This window comes from Aquimarina spinulae (assembly GCF_943373825.1).
GTDB lineage: Bacteria > Bacteroidota > Bacteroidia > Flavobacteriales > Flavobacteriaceae > Aquimarina > Aquimarina spinulae.
Genome location: NZ_CALSBP010000001.1, coordinates 601,007 through 615,195, shown reverse-complemented (window position 1 = coordinate 615,195; position 14,189 = coordinate 601,007). Strand labels below are relative to the sequence as shown.

The following is a 14,189-nucleotide window of genomic DNA, read 5'->3' as shown; positions in this document are numbered from 1 at the left end:
ATGAAAAAAACGACGATTATTTATTCACCCCTACTATTATTGTTAGCACTTCTTTTAATAACAAGATGTGGTACTGAAACTGAAAAAAACGCAGTAGATTCAAATCCAACCGAACAATTTGAATCAAATTTGACGCCTCTGGAAATAGTAAATGAAAGAATGAGGCTTTTTAATGCCCATAATTATGATGAATTTATAAAGCTGTACCATAAAAATGTAAAAGTGTTAACCTACCCAGATAAATTAATGGGAACCGGTTCAGATCGGCTAGCATCTATCTTTAAAACAGATTTCGAAAATAAATCGGTGTCGGTTAAAATAGAAAATCAAATCGTCAATGGCCCTTATGTTATAAATCATGAGATAGTTACCAATGATGGAAAACCGACTAAATATGTTTCTATTTATAAAATAGAGAAGGGATTGATAACTAACGTAAGTTTTGTTAGAGAGTTTTAATCGTAAGCACTATAAACATTAATCAAAAACCAGCTACACAAAACTATAATAACCCAAAAAGCTATCCCTCCAGATAGCTTTTATAATATTAAAAAAATCAAAAACTAAGAAGCTTCTAATTGTTCTAATCCTTGTCATAAGATTTTTAGGTCTAATAGTGCTTGCTTTTCTTGGGTATCAAAATCATAACCCGAAGCGTTATCTGGTGTAATTGTTTTATCGCAATTACCCCTTATCGAGATGCTTCTACCCCTTAAAGACATCCTTCGAAGCGTTACCGAAGTCCTTCGAAGGCTTCTTTTATGGCTTCGAACCCCAAAAGGGATCGCTTTTACCTCTCCTGCCAAGCCCTCTAGGCCATATGATATCAGCTCGAACCCTGATCGCATCCCTTCGAAGCGTTAATATATCAGCTCGAAGCATTAAAATATCAGCTCGAACCATCTTTTAATGGGGATACCCCCATGTCGACAAGGGGGTACCCCCTTGTTGAGAAGGGGTAGGCTATCATCCTAAAACTGCCTTTTAAAACACCATTTGTTTTTTGCAATGGATGGAAAATAAAATTTCTTAGCTTTGGACAAATAAACTAAGCATAACACTTTGTAAACTCTATTGATCAAATAGTTTGCTCTAGCTATCACTACACAAACACAATTTAATCAACACTGCTAAGGCTGAGTTTGCTACGCGTTGGTAACAAGCAAAAATTGAGATGAATACACTAAATCCATCAATTAAACATCACTTATTAGTAGGAATATTTATTGGTCTTTGGGGGTTTGTTTTTGCTTTTTTTGTAAGACCATTTGATGATGGAACAATAGGTTTAACAGGATGGATTAGAATAAGTATTGGATTTAACTTTATTGCATTTTTGGTATATGGATGCTTAAGTGTTATTCAAAAATATATTTATGATAAAACGAAGAAATGGTCTTTGAGTTATGAAATAGGAGCTATTGTTTTTTATCAAGTACTATATACTATAGGAACATTTATTTTTTATAAAAGTCCGTTATTGAATGGAAATTATACTTTTTTTGAATTCAATACTATCATTACTTTAAGAATCGCTTTGGTAGCGCTTCCTGTTGTTGTTATAGCCAGAAGGTATTTAATCAAATTAATACCTATAAAAGAAGATATAGTAACGATTAAAGGAGAGAATAAGTTAGACATATTAAAAATTAGAAAATCAGAATTAATTTGTATTTCTAATGCACAGAATTATGTTGAGATTTTTTACCTAAAAAATAATGTACTGCATTCTAAACTAATTCGCTCTTCTTTAAAAGCACTACAAGAAGACTTAGATTTTATGTTTCAGGTACACCGTTCACATCTAATTAATCCAGTGCATTTTAAATCCTGGAAGGATCAAAACACCATATATTTAACCGAAATAGAGCTTCCTGTTTCTAAAAGTTATAAGAAACAATTATTATCCTTATAACTTTCTGTACCTGAAATCAACCGTTTTATAACAGTACTAATTATCGTTATTTTTTTTGTACCTAAAAATGATGGTTTTATACCTAAACCCTAAAAACACTATAGTTTACGAGTGACTCAATTTACTTTTGTGGCATAATCAATACCATAAAAAACAAATGAAAATAGTAAACAATAAACTCAGTAAATTAACATTTTTAGTAACACTACTATTAGTACTCCTTATTTCAAATGGTAGTTACACCATATTTTTTGCTCCGTGGATTTCGATCACTATGTTACTTTATGCAGTTCGTCAGCTCTCTGTTATTAAAGGCTTTTTGTTAGCGTGTGTGTTGTTAGTAATTGCAACTCTATTTCAGAATTCTGAGATTCTTCCATTTCCCTTTCTCATGTATGCCCTTATAATGGCTCCCTACGGATTAATAGCCACAATACCCTATCTTATAGATTCATTTTTTTCAAAAAATCGGAACACGTTTTTACATACACTAATCTTCCCTACAGCATTAGTTCTTGTAGAATATGTAAGTAGTCAATTTCTACCCTATGGCAGTTGGGGGCACATAGCCTATACACAACAATCACAAAATGTTTTATTACAGTCGGTTTCTGTTTTTGGAATGGGGTATATTACTTTTTTGATAGGCTGGTTTGCTTCCATAATCAATTGGATACTAATTCAGGAGTTACAATGGGTAAAAGTTAAAAAAGGGATTTTGATATATAGTGTGACTATCGGACTAACGCTAGGATATGGTGGTTATCGTTTACTATTTCAAAAACCTAACGCCGAGACCATCAGAATAGCTTCTATTTCTGCCATGGATAACTTACGAATCTACGATAACGATTTTTATGGTCTTAATTTGGAAGGTGGTAAAGAAAAATTTAAAAAACAGGCTTTCGATTTAAATCATAACTTATTAGATAGAAGTTTAAAAGAAGCCAAGGCGGGAGCAAAAATAGTGTTTTGGGCAGAAGGGAATGCTCTTGTTTTAAAAGAAGATGAAAACGAAATATATGAATCTGCTAGTTTAATGGCTAAGGAAAATGAAATATATCTTGGCGCAGCCGTTGCCGTTATTGATCCTACTAACGATAAACCTTTAGAAAACAAATTTGTTCTATTTGACCCAAATGGTAAAACGACTATCGATTATTGGAAAGTGATTCCTGTTCCTGGTGGGGAAGCCACTATGAGTAATATAAAAGGTTCTACCATTCAAAAATCAAAAACGCCTTATGGAACAATTGGATCAGCGATTTGTTTTGATATGGATTTTCCTGAATATTTAAAACAAGCTAAAGGGACAGATATCATGTTAGTACCAAGTAATGATTGGAAAGGCATTGACCCCATTCATACCAATATGGCAAAATTTAGAGCCATAGAACAAGGTTTTAACCTGGTGCGCCAAACAAGTTTTGGATTATCAGCTGGCTTTAATTATACAGGAAAAACACTTAGTGAAATGGATCATTTTACAGCTAATAGTAAGGTGCTCATAACGCAACTACCAACAAAAGGAACTACGACTATGTATTCTCTTATAGGTGATATTTTTATTTATTATTGCTTACTAATGTTTATTGTAGTAATAATTAAACTAAAAAGATTGTCCATAGTAAAAAGAAAGGAAAAGAGTTAGACTAAGAAAAAGTAAATTACCCTATCGAGTAGCCCAACGCAATGTATAATCAACGCGTTGAGGCTCTCGCAATTCTGTTAAGGATTTAAATATCACAGTATCCTTAAAGATTTACTAATTTAGCTACTTATATAAAAGAAATGTAATGACAAGAATTGAATTCATAAAATTTCTTGAAGAGTTTAAAACCGATTTTGATAACAATCAATCTGAATGGGAAAATAGTAATCTTTCTGATTTTTTAGAAAGTATGATTGCGTACACAGAAGACATTCAGGGCTTTTATGATAATATGGAAATGAATATTGATGCAGACCAACCAACTTGGGAAAACTTTATGCATATTTTAAAAGGTGCTTCGGTTTATGAATGATGATTAATGGACATAAACTTTAAAATTGAAGAAAACTATGCAGTCCAATTAAATGGAATTCATATTGACTTGCATAATAATTTTGAATTCAAAGAAATATTAGAGTTAGATAACACTGTTCGAATTGTATTTATCAAATCACATGGAGATTGGGTTCATGAAAATGAGTACAATAAACTCACTTTTATTCATCAAAATGTCAATTTCCAAAATTCAATTGATGGAGATAATCATAAATTTCCACAAGACGAAAACATAATAAGTGTAATTACATTTTTTCCCAAATCGATGCGTGAAATAAATGATGGAACTATGGAGCGTTCTATACCAAATGAAAATGATGATATTATTTATCTTTTTGAAAACGGAAAAATGTTTCGGTTAAATTGTGAACGGATCGAATTAATCGCAGAAAAGTAAAAACGAGCACATAATATTATACTTTATAAAACCAGAGTAATTTAGTACTGAATTTTATCTGTTTAATAGGGATGAAAAAAATGTAGTACGATTGATCGATTTAAGTCTATTTACCTTACTCTTATTCATATATTTGGTATTTTGAATAATTAATAATTGAAATGGAAAATCTAATCGGGGCTTTTGTTTTTTTAATAGTAGGTGGTGGATTTTTATATGCTGGGTATTATATCCGAAATTCAAACCTTAGAATTGAAACCAACGGAATTAAAACAAAAGCAGAAATAGTTGACTTTATTAAAGAACGTAGTGAAGATATTGATGGATATTCTAGTGTATATCATTTTCCGATTGTAAGGTTTACTGACATAAATGGAATAGAAACAACACAAAAATTGAACTCTAGTTCAGATCCAAAACGGATTAATCAGTTGATTGATATTATATACTTAAAAAAAGGTAATCAATACGAAATAATGATGAATAGTGAGTTTTGGAAAAACTATTTTCCAATGATTTTTATAATAGGCGGGGTTTTATCTTCTGGAATCGGAATGGTGTGGTTGATTATCAAAATCTAGTAAAACCACCAATTATAAATGAAAAATAAAATTCTTGAAATTAAACAAATTACCTCCTCCGAAACTTTACCAATTCGACATAAAGTTATGTGGCCAAATAAACCGATAGCATATGTAGAATTGCCAAATGATAAACATGCGAGGCATTTTGGTTTATTTGTAAATGGAGAAATAACATCAATAATATCCTTATTCGTAGAGAGAAATGAAGTGCAATTTAGAAAATTCGCAACATTAATTGAATTTCAAGGATTAGGATATGGAACAATTCTATTAAAAAATATAATAGATTTAATAAAGAAAGAAGGCATTAAAAAATTATGGTGTAATGCTCGAATAGAAAAATCAAAATTCTATGAGAGATTTGGCTTAAAACCTACAGATAAAAAATTTAAGAAAGGTGGAATTGAATATGTAATCATGGAAAAAACTTTTACAGAAAATGCAATATCATAAAGCTTGTATTTATTGAAGTGATTTAAAAAAGGACAAACAAGAAATAAATGATCATAAAAAAAGTAGTAATCAGACTATTTGTATCCGGAGTGTTGTTAAGTTGCAATTCGGTTAAAAAAGAAACCATTTCGGATGATACCTATTCTGACATAATAATTGTTGGAGCGATGAAAAATGTGATGTGGAAAGGAGAGTTGAGTAGCAGTATTGACCTTGACACCATTTCGAACAAAAAAGGACTTTACGGACTTGGACCTGAAAGTTATCTCACAGGTGAACTACTGATTAATAACGGACAAAACTACGTTTCTAAAGTAACTTCTGATTCTACTATGGTAGTTGAAAAAAGGTTTAATGTTTCAGCACCTTTCTTTGTTTATGCAAATATAAACGAATGGGATGAAATTGAATTACCTTCAAATATTACAACAACCCAGGACCTAGAGAAGTTTATTGACGAGAGAACAACCGAAAACAAACGACCATTTGCTTTCAAGCTAATTGGAAATGTTTCAAAGGCAATCATTCACGTTCAAAACCTGCCTGAAGGCACAAAAGTTTCTTCACCAGATGAAGCTCACCAAGGACAGACAAATTATGAACTAAAAAACGAAGAGACCGAAATTGTTGGATTTTTCTCGACCAAGCATAAAGGAGTTTTTACACATCACGATTCATATCTACATATGCACTTAATTACAAAAGATAAAAGTAAAATGGGGCATTTAGACAAACTAGAAATTGAAAATATGAAATTGTATCTACCAAAAAAATAAAATACATACTTAAAATGGCTATTAATAATTACTTGTTCTTCTTCTTTCTAAAAATTCTTGAACCCAAATACTACATTTATGAATAAGGAAGAAATCATAGATCTGATTAGCGAGAAGTATTCTCCTTTAACTTCGGCATGTAAATTAGAATTCTCTAATCATTCTAAAATATTAAATCTTAAAAAAGGAGATGCAATAGTAAAGGAAGGACAATATTCTGATAAGGCCTTTTTTATTGTAAGTGGTTGTGCCAGGGCTTATTATTTAAATGACGGAAAAGATATTACCGATTGGTTTGCTTTTGAAAAGGATTTTATTTGTGCTATCAATAGTTTTTTTCAAAACATTCCGAGTCCACATTATATAGAAGTACTAGAAGATACTATACTATTAGAAGTCTCTAGAGATAGTACTTTAAAATTATCTGATAAGCATCACGATTTTGAGCGATTAAGTAAAACAGTTGCGACTATGACAATGCTAAAACTTCAGGCACGAATTGTTTCTATTCAGTTTCAATCTGCCGAACAAAAATACCAAAGCCTTTTATCTGCTTATCCAAATATTACCCAAAGAATAGCATTAACACATATTGCATCCTTCCTGGGAATAACTCTTGAAACGTTGAGTAGAATACGAAAACTTAATAGCAAAATTTGATCTATATCAAATGATAACTAATAATTTGAACTGACCTTTGTATACATCTAAGGTGAAACAAATTCATATCATTAGAAGAACTTGGTAGGTTAAAAAAATAGGGGATTTACTGGTAATACAAAATAATGGCAAATAATATATCAATCATTGGAGGAGGAATAGGAGGATTTGTAACAGCGCTATCCTTTGATAAATTAAATATTCCCTATACATTATACGAAAGAGCAGCGTCTTTAAAAGTAGTAGGAGCCGGAATATGGTTATCACCAAATGCACTACAAGTATTAGAGTGGATTAATCCTGAGTTATTAAAAGAAATTCGAGATTCTGGAAATAGTTTCAACCGAATTTTAGTAGCTGATCACAAATTAAAACCAATATCCAACTCTGACCAGAAGTTTGTTCAAGAAAAATTTGGATACACTACAATGGCAATTCATAGAGGAAAACTACAGCAAATTTTATACAAATACGTAAAGCAGGAAAATATAGAACTTAATAAAACCTTCAAAGAATATTTCCAAAATAGTGACAAATCCCTAAAAGTTAATTTTACAGACGGGACTTCAATTCAAACCAGATCCATTATTGGTGCAGACGGTATTAATTCTGGTGTAAGAAAACAATTATTTCCTAATAGTAAAATAAGGTATACCGGGCAAACTTGCTGGAGAGGGGTTTCTGATTATAATTTAAATAGCGAACTACAATCGGTTGGTTTTACGTTATGGGGGCAAAAGTTTCAATTCGGAATATCTAAAATATCTGAAGGAAAAGTATATTGGTTTGCCGTAAAATTAAGCGAACCTAATTTGCAGGATGATAGAGAAAACCTAAAGGACAAATTAACGAATATGTTTTCGGGGTATCATCCCCTCGTTAATGACTTGATTAAAAATACATCAATCGACAAAATCATTAGAGGCGACCTTTCGGATTTAGAGCTGCTACAAAAATGGAATACACAAAATATTTGCCTTATTGGTGATGCAGCACATAGTATGACTCCTGATTTGGGACAAGGTGGTGCTCAAGCAATCGAAGATGCTTTTTATATAGTTAACTTCATTAAAAAATCTAGTAGCTTAGAAACTGCTTACAATGATTTTTACACGTATAGAAAATCGAAAGTCGAAAAATTAGTTAAGCAATCCAGGATTACATCAAAAATTGCAATAACAAATCGATTTAATGAAATCATTAGAAATTTTATCCTAAAATATACACCAGAAAAGTTTATGCAAAAGCAAATGGTTGAATTGTACCAACTAGATAAGACTATTGTCGAAAATCGAAAAAATTAAAAGACAGAAAATATGTTAAAGCTGGGAGGATATTTAAATATAGGAATAGCAATTACTCACTTAATCGCCTTGTTTTGGATCGAAAAGGTTTTTAGGGTTTTTGGAATTGATGAAAAAATGGCAGAATTGTCACAAATTCATTTTTCTATCCCATACGTAGCAACTCTTCTGGTTACAACAGTGTTTTTTGTATTTGGGTTATATGGGCTTTCTGCCGGTAATACATTTAAGAAACTTCCATTTTTAAAAATTGGCGTATTTCTAATAGCAGGAATTTATCTATTACGCGGTATTTCAGAGTTGTTTTTTTCTATGCTGAATGGTTTTTTTCCTACTATGGGAATTTTGGCAACACTAATAGGGTTTCTATATTTTTTTGGTGGATTAAAAAAATGGAAGATGAAAAGGGAATGAACAACTCAAAATTTGAAATAAATGCTGTAACAAATAGTATTATTGAAATACTAATTATGAAAACAATAAAAATAGATAGTATGATTAGAAAAAAATCATTAATGCTATTATCAATGGGGTTACTGGTAATTGCATTCACGCAAATATTTTCGCATTATATAGAATTATCTGATCTGGCTAAAGGCTCATTTATAGGAATAGGAATACTACTAATCACACTATTTATTGGTAAATTTAAATCGGTACGCTCTAATTAGAAGAGGTAACAAGAGGTGACTTGATCATCTATCAAGTCAACTAAATTTGTAGATATAAAAAGCCCCCCTAATCCAAAAAAATAAGAGATCATGCTGAAATATAAGATAGATACTGAATAATCAATTGATACAGCTATGTTTTTCTTACTTAAACACATACATTTACATTAGGCTTCATTAAGAAAAAAAGCAAAAATGGAACAGTTAATCGATTTAAATACAGAAAACATATCGACAGAGCATATTTGCTGCGCAATATCTGATAAGAAATGTTCTGATAGTTATCAGGCCAAAAAAGATTGGTTGACTAAAGAATTCAATAACGGATATGTATTTAGGCGAATTAATGAAAGAGCGAAAGTATTTATAGAATACGGCCCCGCAGAAAATGCCTGGATTCCAATTAAAGCATCTAATTACCTGAATATTAATTGCTTTTGGGTGTCTGGAAAATTCAAAAAGAATGGATATGGAAAAGAACTCTTAAAAACAGCAATTGACGACGCCAAGAGTCAAGGAAAAGATGGGTTAGTCACCGTTGTAGGTACTAAGAAGTTTCATTTTATGAGTGATACAAAATGGTTTCTAAAGCAAGGGTTTGAGGAGATTGAAAGAATTTCGAGTGGATTTAGTCTTTTAGCAAAAAAAATAAATCCGAAAGCCGAATTGCCAAAATTTAATGAATCTGTAAAAAGCGGAGAATGTTCTGAAAAAAATGGAATTGTAGTTTATTATTCTAATCGTTGCCCTTTTGCAGAGTTTCACGCAAAAAACTCTCTGATCGAAACTGCAAAAAAAAGAAAAATTCCATTAAAAATAATTAAATTAGAAACCATGAAACAGGCTCAATCTGCTCCAAGTCCGGCAACCATTTTTAGCCTTTTCTATAATGGGAAATTTATGACAACAGATATTAGTGTTTGTATGGACACACGATATGATAAAGTAATGAGCAAAATTTTAAAATAAAAAACGCTTTGTAACAGTGATCATAATTAATACAGTTTTGGTAATTAATCATAAGTTTAATGCTTTAAACGCTATACATCAAATCTTTTGATTTATAATTGATTTTATTTTATGATAAAACTTGAAGAAATAACAACTACTCCAACATTTACAAATCAATTAGAGAATAAGATACTATACGCTAAGCACCATGATGATATTTCTATATCATATGCCTCTACATATTCTTTAAAGTATGTTATCGAAGGAACTAAATACTATAATTTCGACAATCAAGACATTAAGATTACAAAAAATCAATATCTAATTATAAATAATAATAGCTGCATTACTACCGAAGCAAAAAAAGGGACAAAAGGATTATCTTTCTTTTTATCCCCAAAACTAATCAGTGAAATATACAAATACCACACTAATGATACATCACAACTTGAATTTCTTGAAGTGACTCAGAAAAAATCAAATAATGAAGTAGGGTTTTTATTGGATAAAATCACTAATCTCTATGAGCATAACCTACTCGATTTTAATCGACAAATGGAGAATTTATTCATTCGTATCTCTGAGGCAATTGTACAAGAACAAGCTAATATTGATACCGGGTTTGCAACATTAAAAATAGTAAAACACAATACAAAAAAAGAACTGTTTAAATTAATTTCGGTAACCAAAGAATATTTAAATGATAGTATTAGTGAAGATATCTCGCTAGAGAGTATGAGTAGAGATATTGGTATCAGCAAGTATTATTTACACCGATTATTCACCGAAATTAACGGGACTACGCCGTTGGGATATTTAACTACTATTCGTTTAGCAAAAGCAAAGCATAGATTACGATATTCTAAAGATTCTATTTTTGAAATTGCCATCGAATGTGGTTTTGATAATACGTCTTACTTCTCTAACCTATTTAAAAAACACACAGGCTCTACTCCTACTCAATACAGAAAAAATTTATAAAATCCGCAAGATTTTATAAATCCATCATACAATGCATATCTATTTTTGTTCTCATTAAAACAAAAGTTTATGTATGAAAAAATAGCACATATAACCGATTTGCATTTAGATGAAGAATACCCATTAAAAAATGGCATACTGGCTAGAAAAAAATTCGACAGTATTGTAAAGGATATAGAAGATAAAAAGATTACCAGGATTGTTTGTACAGGAGACATTGGCGAAAACAAAGGAATCCCATATTTCTTCGAACAACTTAAAACTAAGGCCTTATCAATTACTTTGGGGAATCATGATACGTTTTCTGAAATTTCAAAATATTATAACAAAGGTGCTGATTACGATTCAGAAAAATTATACAGCAGCACTATAACAGAGTATTACAAATTCATATACTTAGATTCCTCAGAAGGAATAATTGATGAGAAACAATTGTTATGGCTTGAAAAAGAACTTATTTCGACAACCCCGATTATCATTTTTGTACATCATCCCATTATTGGTCTTAATTTGAAAGTTGATGAAATTGGAAAACTTAAAAACAGAGCGAGTGTAATCTCTCTATTAGAGAATCGCCCAAATAAGATTACAATTTTTTGTGGGCACTATCATATGGAGAGTACTGTACTTCATAAAAATATTACGCAACACATTACTCCTGCTGTTTCTTATCAAGTAGAAAAAACTCTAAATACTATAGAAATCAATACTACTGTTTTTGGTTACAGGATTATCGAAATAGATAAATACAACACATCATCAAAAATTCGACTATTACACAATGCAAACTAAAAAACAATCTTTTATAGAAAGTCTAGCTAATGTAAGTATTGGTTTTTTTATCACCATGATTTCACTGCATATCATATTTCCAATATTGGGCATAGAAAACAATTCTGGTAAAAATATAATCTTAACTATTTACTTAACTGTTTTAAGCATTTTAAGGAATTATGTACTAAGGCGATATTTTAATCGAAAACAAACACATCATTAAATCTACACCATTTCTTCATTCACAAAAACAAAACAGAAAACCTAATGAATGTAATAGTATAATAGTACTTGTTGACAATTATCAAGTAGATTTTATTCTATATATTATTTCTTTGTATACTTGTATAAACAGGTTACACCTTATACATTGGCATCTAATCTAAATACGACAAGAAAACTATGGTTTTTCGACAGGTTATCAATAAAATGGTCGTGCATCCTAAACGGCTTTTTCTAATCGATGGTTTAGGAGCACTACTTTCTGCTTTTTTATTAGGAGTTGTTTTGGTAAAACTCGAAAGCATTTTCGGGATCCCTGCAAAAGCACTTTACATTCTTGCTTTTTTTCCTTGTATTTTTGCACTCTATGATTTGTATTGCTATCTAAAGGTTAAGAAAAACCAGAGATATTTCTTAACTGCTATTGCTTTGATGAATCTTATATATTGCTTTATTTCAATAGGTGTAGCATTTCAACATTACCAGAAAATAACTGCTTTTGGTTGGGGATATATTATAGTAGAAATCATTATTTTAATTGTACTAATAAATATTGAATTAAAAACAGCATCTAAACTAACTTCTACGTAGCACTCTTTACTACATACTCATTTAGTTAGAATAATTTTTGGCAACAATGCCTTTTAACATCTGCGGCAATTAAGCAACACTTTCTGTTTCTACTTTCTTATTTCGCAGTCCCATAATCAATAACCATAAGCATAATGACATCTCTCCCAGGTCTGCAGGTATAGTTATGTTTTGTAATACTACCGACTCGCTATCCGGGAAAAGGAAATATCTGATCACATCGATCTGATCACCAATACATCCAAGTATCAACAACACCCCAATAATCTTTGGAGCAAGACCAGATTTAAAAATCATATATCCAAGTGGAAACAAATACAACCCATAAAATATCTGTGAAATAACATAACCATTGGTATGTAGTTTTAGAAAGAACGTAACCAAACCGTTTATCTGATCGGTAGTAAATCCTACCATATAATCAGCTCCACTAGTTAGTAACAAAGGTGCTATCATTGCAAGCATTGTAACACATAATATCGCCACAGAGATCATAACCGACGACACCATAAGTCTGGATAGCTCTTTATTAACATGCTTAAACACTCTATCTAAAACTAATGGATAGAAGAAAAATGCAAGAATCATCACCAAATCACTAACAATTCCTAGTCGATATAACCACCCATTATTAGCGATATTAGCTGCAGTCGCAGCAGGATCATCGGTTACAAAAATCTTTTGGCGAACAAAAAATTCTGCAAACATGCCAGCGGCTATGATGATAAGAAATATTAATCCTGCAATTCTTCCTGTTTTTTGATTTGAATTCATTACGATACGTTTTTTGATGTATTAGTGTCGACGATCCATAACAGGTTTTGTTACAATAGCATCTCGAAATATACTGTGACATAGCGTTTTGACAAGCTCAGAGCAGACCTGTCGAAACACTTTTTTTATATGCTACGCTTCAAAAAAGTGCCTGATGCAATAATTACACTTATGATAAAAGAAAGATAAGTTTAAGATATTTTTATAGCCGTTACACATATTGCTTTGCTATAATCTTTATTATTTTTGATCAGCTATAAGAAACCATACCCGCATTCACTACAAAATACAAATGATCATGATCCAAAAAACAATATTGGCCGTTTTAGTAACCCTTTTTAGTTATACTGCATTTGCTACCCCTACCAAAGTCATGGTAAGAGCAAAAGCAAAAGATGCAAAATTTATAGGTAACTCTATTGGGGGTGCTTATATCATTATACGTAATCAGCTTACAGGTGAAATTCTTTCACAAGGTAAAACCAGTGGTGGTACAGGAAATACAACCCTGATCATGAAAACACCGCGAAAACGAAATGTAAGGATTACAGACAATAAGACCTCGGGATTTCTAGCAGAATTAGATATATCGGAACCTGTTTTTGTAACCATAGAGGTATTTGCTCCTGTAAATAAAAAGCAAGCTACAGTAAACGCATCAACAGCGTTATGGATAATTCCTGGAAAAGATATTTTGGGAGACGGAATTGTAATCGAGATTCCAGGTTTTGTAGTTGATATTTTGGCGCCAAGAACACATCAGTTTATCTCATTAAAAACTCTTGACAAAAAAAGTATTGCCGTGCAATCTAATATTGTAATGATGTGTGGTTGTACTATTAGTGATGGTGGCCTTTGGGATGCCAATCTAATAGAAGTAAAAGGAATCCTAAAAAAAGACGGTGCCAAAATTGATGAAATAGATCTTATGGTCAATTCACCCAACCTGTTTGAAGGTACAATCAATATAGACACTACAGGAAGTTATGAGCTTGTCGTATATGCCTATCACCCAGTTACCGGAAACACAGGAGTTGATAAAGTAAATTATATTATAACTCCATAATGAATCTCTAAGCTTTTTAATTT

The 14,189-nt window shown here is 31.3% G+C and carries 20 protein-coding genes; 18 read left to right on the top strand and 2 right to left on the bottom strand.

Annotated elements, in window-relative coordinates; genetic code table 11:
• Complete coding sequence (locus NNH57_RS02825; RefSeq protein WP_074407713.1) at positions 1–459, top strand: nuclear transport factor 2 family protein; 459 nt, start codon at positions 1–3, stop codon at positions 457–459.
• Between the two features lie 134 nt (positions 460–593).
• Here NNH57_RS02825 and NNH57_RS02820 read toward each other — a convergent pair whose 3' ends face one another.
• Entirely contained in the window at positions 594–848 is a 255-nt protein-coding gene (locus NNH57_RS02820; protein ID WP_074407714.1) for a hypothetical protein, read from the bottom strand.
• A 326-nt stretch (positions 849–1,174) separates the two neighbouring features.
• Between NNH57_RS02820 and NNH57_RS02815 the strand changes: the two genes are divergently transcribed.
• The 16 genes from NNH57_RS02815 (at position 1,175) to NNH57_RS02745 (ending at position 12,326) form a co-directional block, all read left to right on the top strand.
• Positions 1,175–1,915: a LytTR family DNA-binding domain-containing protein gene (locus tag NNH57_RS02815; protein ID WP_074407715.1), complete on the top strand. Its 741-nt coding sequence runs from the start codon at positions 1,175–1,177 to the stop codon at positions 1,913–1,915.
• A 157-nt stretch (positions 1,916–2,072) separates the two neighbouring features.
• Positions 2,073–3,566 (top strand): nitrilase-related carbon-nitrogen hydrolase, encoded by a 1,494-nt coding sequence (locus NNH57_RS02810; RefSeq protein WP_074407716.1) that lies wholly within the window; start codon positions 2,073–2,075, stop codon positions 3,564–3,566.
• 145 nt (positions 3,567–3,711) lie between these two features.
• Positions 3,712–3,939, top strand: coding sequence for a DUF7660 family protein (locus NNH57_RS02805; protein ID WP_074407717.1), 228 nt, complete (start codon positions 3,712–3,714; stop codon positions 3,937–3,939).
• Between the two features lie 6 nt (positions 3,940–3,945).
• Positions 3,946–4,359 (top strand): hypothetical protein, encoded by a 414-nt coding sequence (locus NNH57_RS02800; RefSeq protein WP_074407718.1) that lies wholly within the window; start codon positions 3,946–3,948, stop codon positions 4,357–4,359.
• Positions 4,360–4,520: 161 nt separating this feature from the next.
• Positions 4,521–4,940 (top strand): hypothetical protein, encoded by a 420-nt coding sequence (locus NNH57_RS02795; protein WP_108808649.1) that lies wholly within the window; start codon positions 4,521–4,523, stop codon positions 4,938–4,940.
• 18 nt (positions 4,941–4,958) lie between these two features.
• Positions 4,959–5,396 (top strand): GNAT family N-acetyltransferase, encoded by a 438-nt coding sequence (locus NNH57_RS02790; protein WP_074407720.1) that lies wholly within the window; start codon positions 4,959–4,961, stop codon positions 5,394–5,396.
• 47 nt (positions 5,397–5,443) lie between these two features.
• Positions 5,444–6,172, top strand: coding sequence for an acetolactate decarboxylase (locus NNH57_RS02785; RefSeq protein WP_234423410.1), 729 nt, complete (start codon positions 5,444–5,446; stop codon positions 6,170–6,172).
• Positions 6,173–6,250: 78 nt separating this feature from the next.
• A complete protein-coding gene (locus NNH57_RS02780; protein WP_074407721.1) occupies positions 6,251–6,832 on the top strand; it encodes a Crp/Fnr family transcriptional regulator in 582 nt (193 codons plus the stop codon).
• Between the two features lie 125 nt (positions 6,833–6,957).
• Positions 6,958–8,136 (top strand): FAD-dependent monooxygenase, encoded by a 1,179-nt coding sequence (locus tag NNH57_RS02775; RefSeq protein WP_108808648.1) that lies wholly within the window; start codon positions 6,958–6,960, stop codon positions 8,134–8,136.
• A 12-nt stretch (positions 8,137–8,148) separates the two neighbouring features.
• Positions 8,149–8,550, top strand: a complete 402-nt coding sequence (locus NNH57_RS02770; protein WP_108808647.1) for a hypothetical protein — start codon at positions 8,149–8,151, stop codon at positions 8,548–8,550.
• On the top strand, positions 8,529–8,807 hold the full coding sequence (locus NNH57_RS02765) for a hypothetical protein (protein WP_108808646.1): 279 nt from the start codon (positions 8,529–8,531) through the stop codon (positions 8,805–8,807). Before NNH57_RS02770 ends, NNH57_RS02765 begins: the two co-directional genes overlap by 22 nt.
• Before the next feature lie 195 nt (positions 8,808–9,002).
• Complete coding sequence (locus NNH57_RS02760; RefSeq protein ID WP_108808645.1) at positions 9,003–9,776, top strand: N-acetyltransferase; 774 nt, start codon at positions 9,003–9,005, stop codon at positions 9,774–9,776.
• A gap of 111 nt (positions 9,777–9,887) precedes the next feature.
• Positions 9,888–10,739 carry a helix-turn-helix domain-containing protein gene (locus NNH57_RS02755; RefSeq protein ID WP_108808644.1) on the top strand — a complete coding sequence of 284 codons (852 nt, stop codon included), beginning with the start codon at positions 9,888–9,890 and terminating at the stop codon, positions 10,737–10,739.
• 69 nt (positions 10,740–10,808) lie between these two features.
• Complete coding sequence (locus NNH57_RS02750) at positions 10,809–11,531, top strand: metallophosphoesterase family protein (protein ID WP_108808643.1); 723 nt, start codon at positions 10,809–10,811, stop codon at positions 11,529–11,531.
• The gene (locus NNH57_RS26580; protein WP_074407726.1) at positions 11,521–11,736 is read left to right on the top strand and encodes a DUF7220 family protein; all 216 of its coding nucleotides are present in this window, start codon (positions 11,521–11,523) and stop codon (positions 11,734–11,736) included. The genes NNH57_RS02750 and NNH57_RS26580 overlap by 11 nt, the downstream gene beginning before the upstream one ends.
• Positions 11,737–11,915: 179 nt before the next feature.
• Positions 11,916–12,326 carry a hypothetical protein gene (locus tag NNH57_RS02745; RefSeq protein WP_108808642.1) on the top strand — a complete coding sequence of 137 codons (411 nt, stop codon included), beginning with the start codon at positions 11,916–11,918 and terminating at the stop codon, positions 12,324–12,326.
• 69 nt (positions 12,327–12,395) lie between these two features.
• On the opposite strand, the gene NNH57_RS02740 is transcribed toward NNH57_RS02745, so the two are convergent.
• On the bottom strand, positions 12,396–13,100 hold the full coding sequence (locus NNH57_RS02740; protein ID WP_074407728.1) for a DUF4386 domain-containing protein: 705 nt from the start codon (positions 13,098–13,100) through the stop codon (positions 12,396–12,398).
• A 298-nt stretch (positions 13,101–13,398) separates the two neighbouring features.
• Between NNH57_RS02740 and NNH57_RS02735 the strand changes: the two genes are divergently transcribed.
• Entirely contained in the window at positions 13,399–14,166 is a 768-nt protein-coding gene (locus NNH57_RS02735) for a hypothetical protein (RefSeq protein WP_074407729.1), read from the top strand.
• Positions 14,167–14,189: the final 23 nt, after the last annotated feature.

Excerpts from the sequence above, each read along its gene's own strand:
- NNH57_RS02800 (WP_074407718.1), top strand. The coding sequence starts at position 3,946 with ATGGACATAAACTTTAAAATTGAAGAAAACTATGCAGTCCAATTAAAT.
- NNH57_RS02790 (WP_074407720.1), top strand. The coding sequence starts at position 4,959 with ATGAAAAATAAAATTCTTGAAATTAAACAAATTACCTCCTCCGAAACT.
- NNH57_RS02805 (WP_074407717.1), top strand. The coding sequence starts at position 3,712 with ATGACAAGAATTGAATTCATAAAATTTCTTGAAGAGTTTAAAACCGAT.
- NNH57_RS02795 (WP_108808649.1), top strand. The coding sequence starts at position 4,521 with ATGGAAAATCTAATCGGGGCTTTTGTTTTTTTAATAGTAGGTGGTGGA.
- NNH57_RS02735 (WP_074407729.1), top strand. The coding sequence starts at position 13,399 with ATGATCCAAAAAACAATATTGGCCGTTTTAGTAACCCTTTTTAGTTAT.
- NNH57_RS02760 (WP_108808645.1), top strand. The coding sequence starts at position 9,003 with ATGGAACAGTTAATCGATTTAAATACAGAAAACATATCGACAGAGCAT.
- NNH57_RS02825 (WP_074407713.1), top strand. The coding sequence starts at position 1 with ATGAAAAAAACGACGATTATTTATTCACCCCTACTATTATTGTTAGCA.
- NNH57_RS02810 (WP_074407716.1), top strand. The coding sequence starts at position 2,073 with ATGAAAATAGTAAACAATAAACTCAGTAAATTAACATTTTTAGTAACA.
- NNH57_RS02785 (WP_234423410.1), top strand. The coding sequence starts at position 5,444 with ATGATCATAAAAAAAGTAGTAATCAGACTATTTGTATCCGGAGTGTTG.
- NNH57_RS26580 (WP_074407726.1), top strand. The coding sequence starts at position 11,521 with ATGCAAACTAAAAAACAATCTTTTATAGAAAGTCTAGCTAATGTAAGT.
- NNH57_RS02780 (WP_074407721.1), top strand. The coding sequence starts at position 6,251 with ATGAATAAGGAAGAAATCATAGATCTGATTAGCGAGAAGTATTCTCCT.
- NNH57_RS02820 (WP_074407714.1), bottom strand. The coding sequence starts at position 848 with ATGCGATCAGGGTTCGAGCTGATATCATATGGCCTAGAGGGCTTGGCA.
- NNH57_RS02815 (WP_074407715.1), top strand. The coding sequence starts at position 1,175 with ATGAATACACTAAATCCATCAATTAAACATCACTTATTAGTAGGAATA.
- NNH57_RS02750 (WP_108808643.1), top strand. The coding sequence starts at position 10,809 with ATGTATGAAAAAATAGCACATATAACCGATTTGCATTTAGATGAAGAA.
- NNH57_RS02770 (WP_108808647.1), top strand. The coding sequence starts at position 8,149 with ATGTTAAAGCTGGGAGGATATTTAAATATAGGAATAGCAATTACTCAC.
- NNH57_RS02765 (WP_108808646.1), top strand. The coding sequence starts at position 8,529 with ATGGAAGATGAAAAGGGAATGAACAACTCAAAATTTGAAATAAATGCT.
- NNH57_RS02745 (WP_108808642.1), top strand. The coding sequence starts at position 11,916 with ATGGTTTTTCGACAGGTTATCAATAAAATGGTCGTGCATCCTAAACGG.
- NNH57_RS02755 (WP_108808644.1), top strand. The coding sequence starts at position 9,888 with ATGATAAAACTTGAAGAAATAACAACTACTCCAACATTTACAAATCAA.
- NNH57_RS02775 (WP_108808648.1), top strand. The coding sequence starts at position 6,958 with ATGGCAAATAATATATCAATCATTGGAGGAGGAATAGGAGGATTTGTA.
- NNH57_RS02740 (WP_074407728.1), bottom strand. The coding sequence starts at position 13,100 with ATGAATTCAAATCAAAAAACAGGAAGAATTGCAGGATTAATATTTCTT.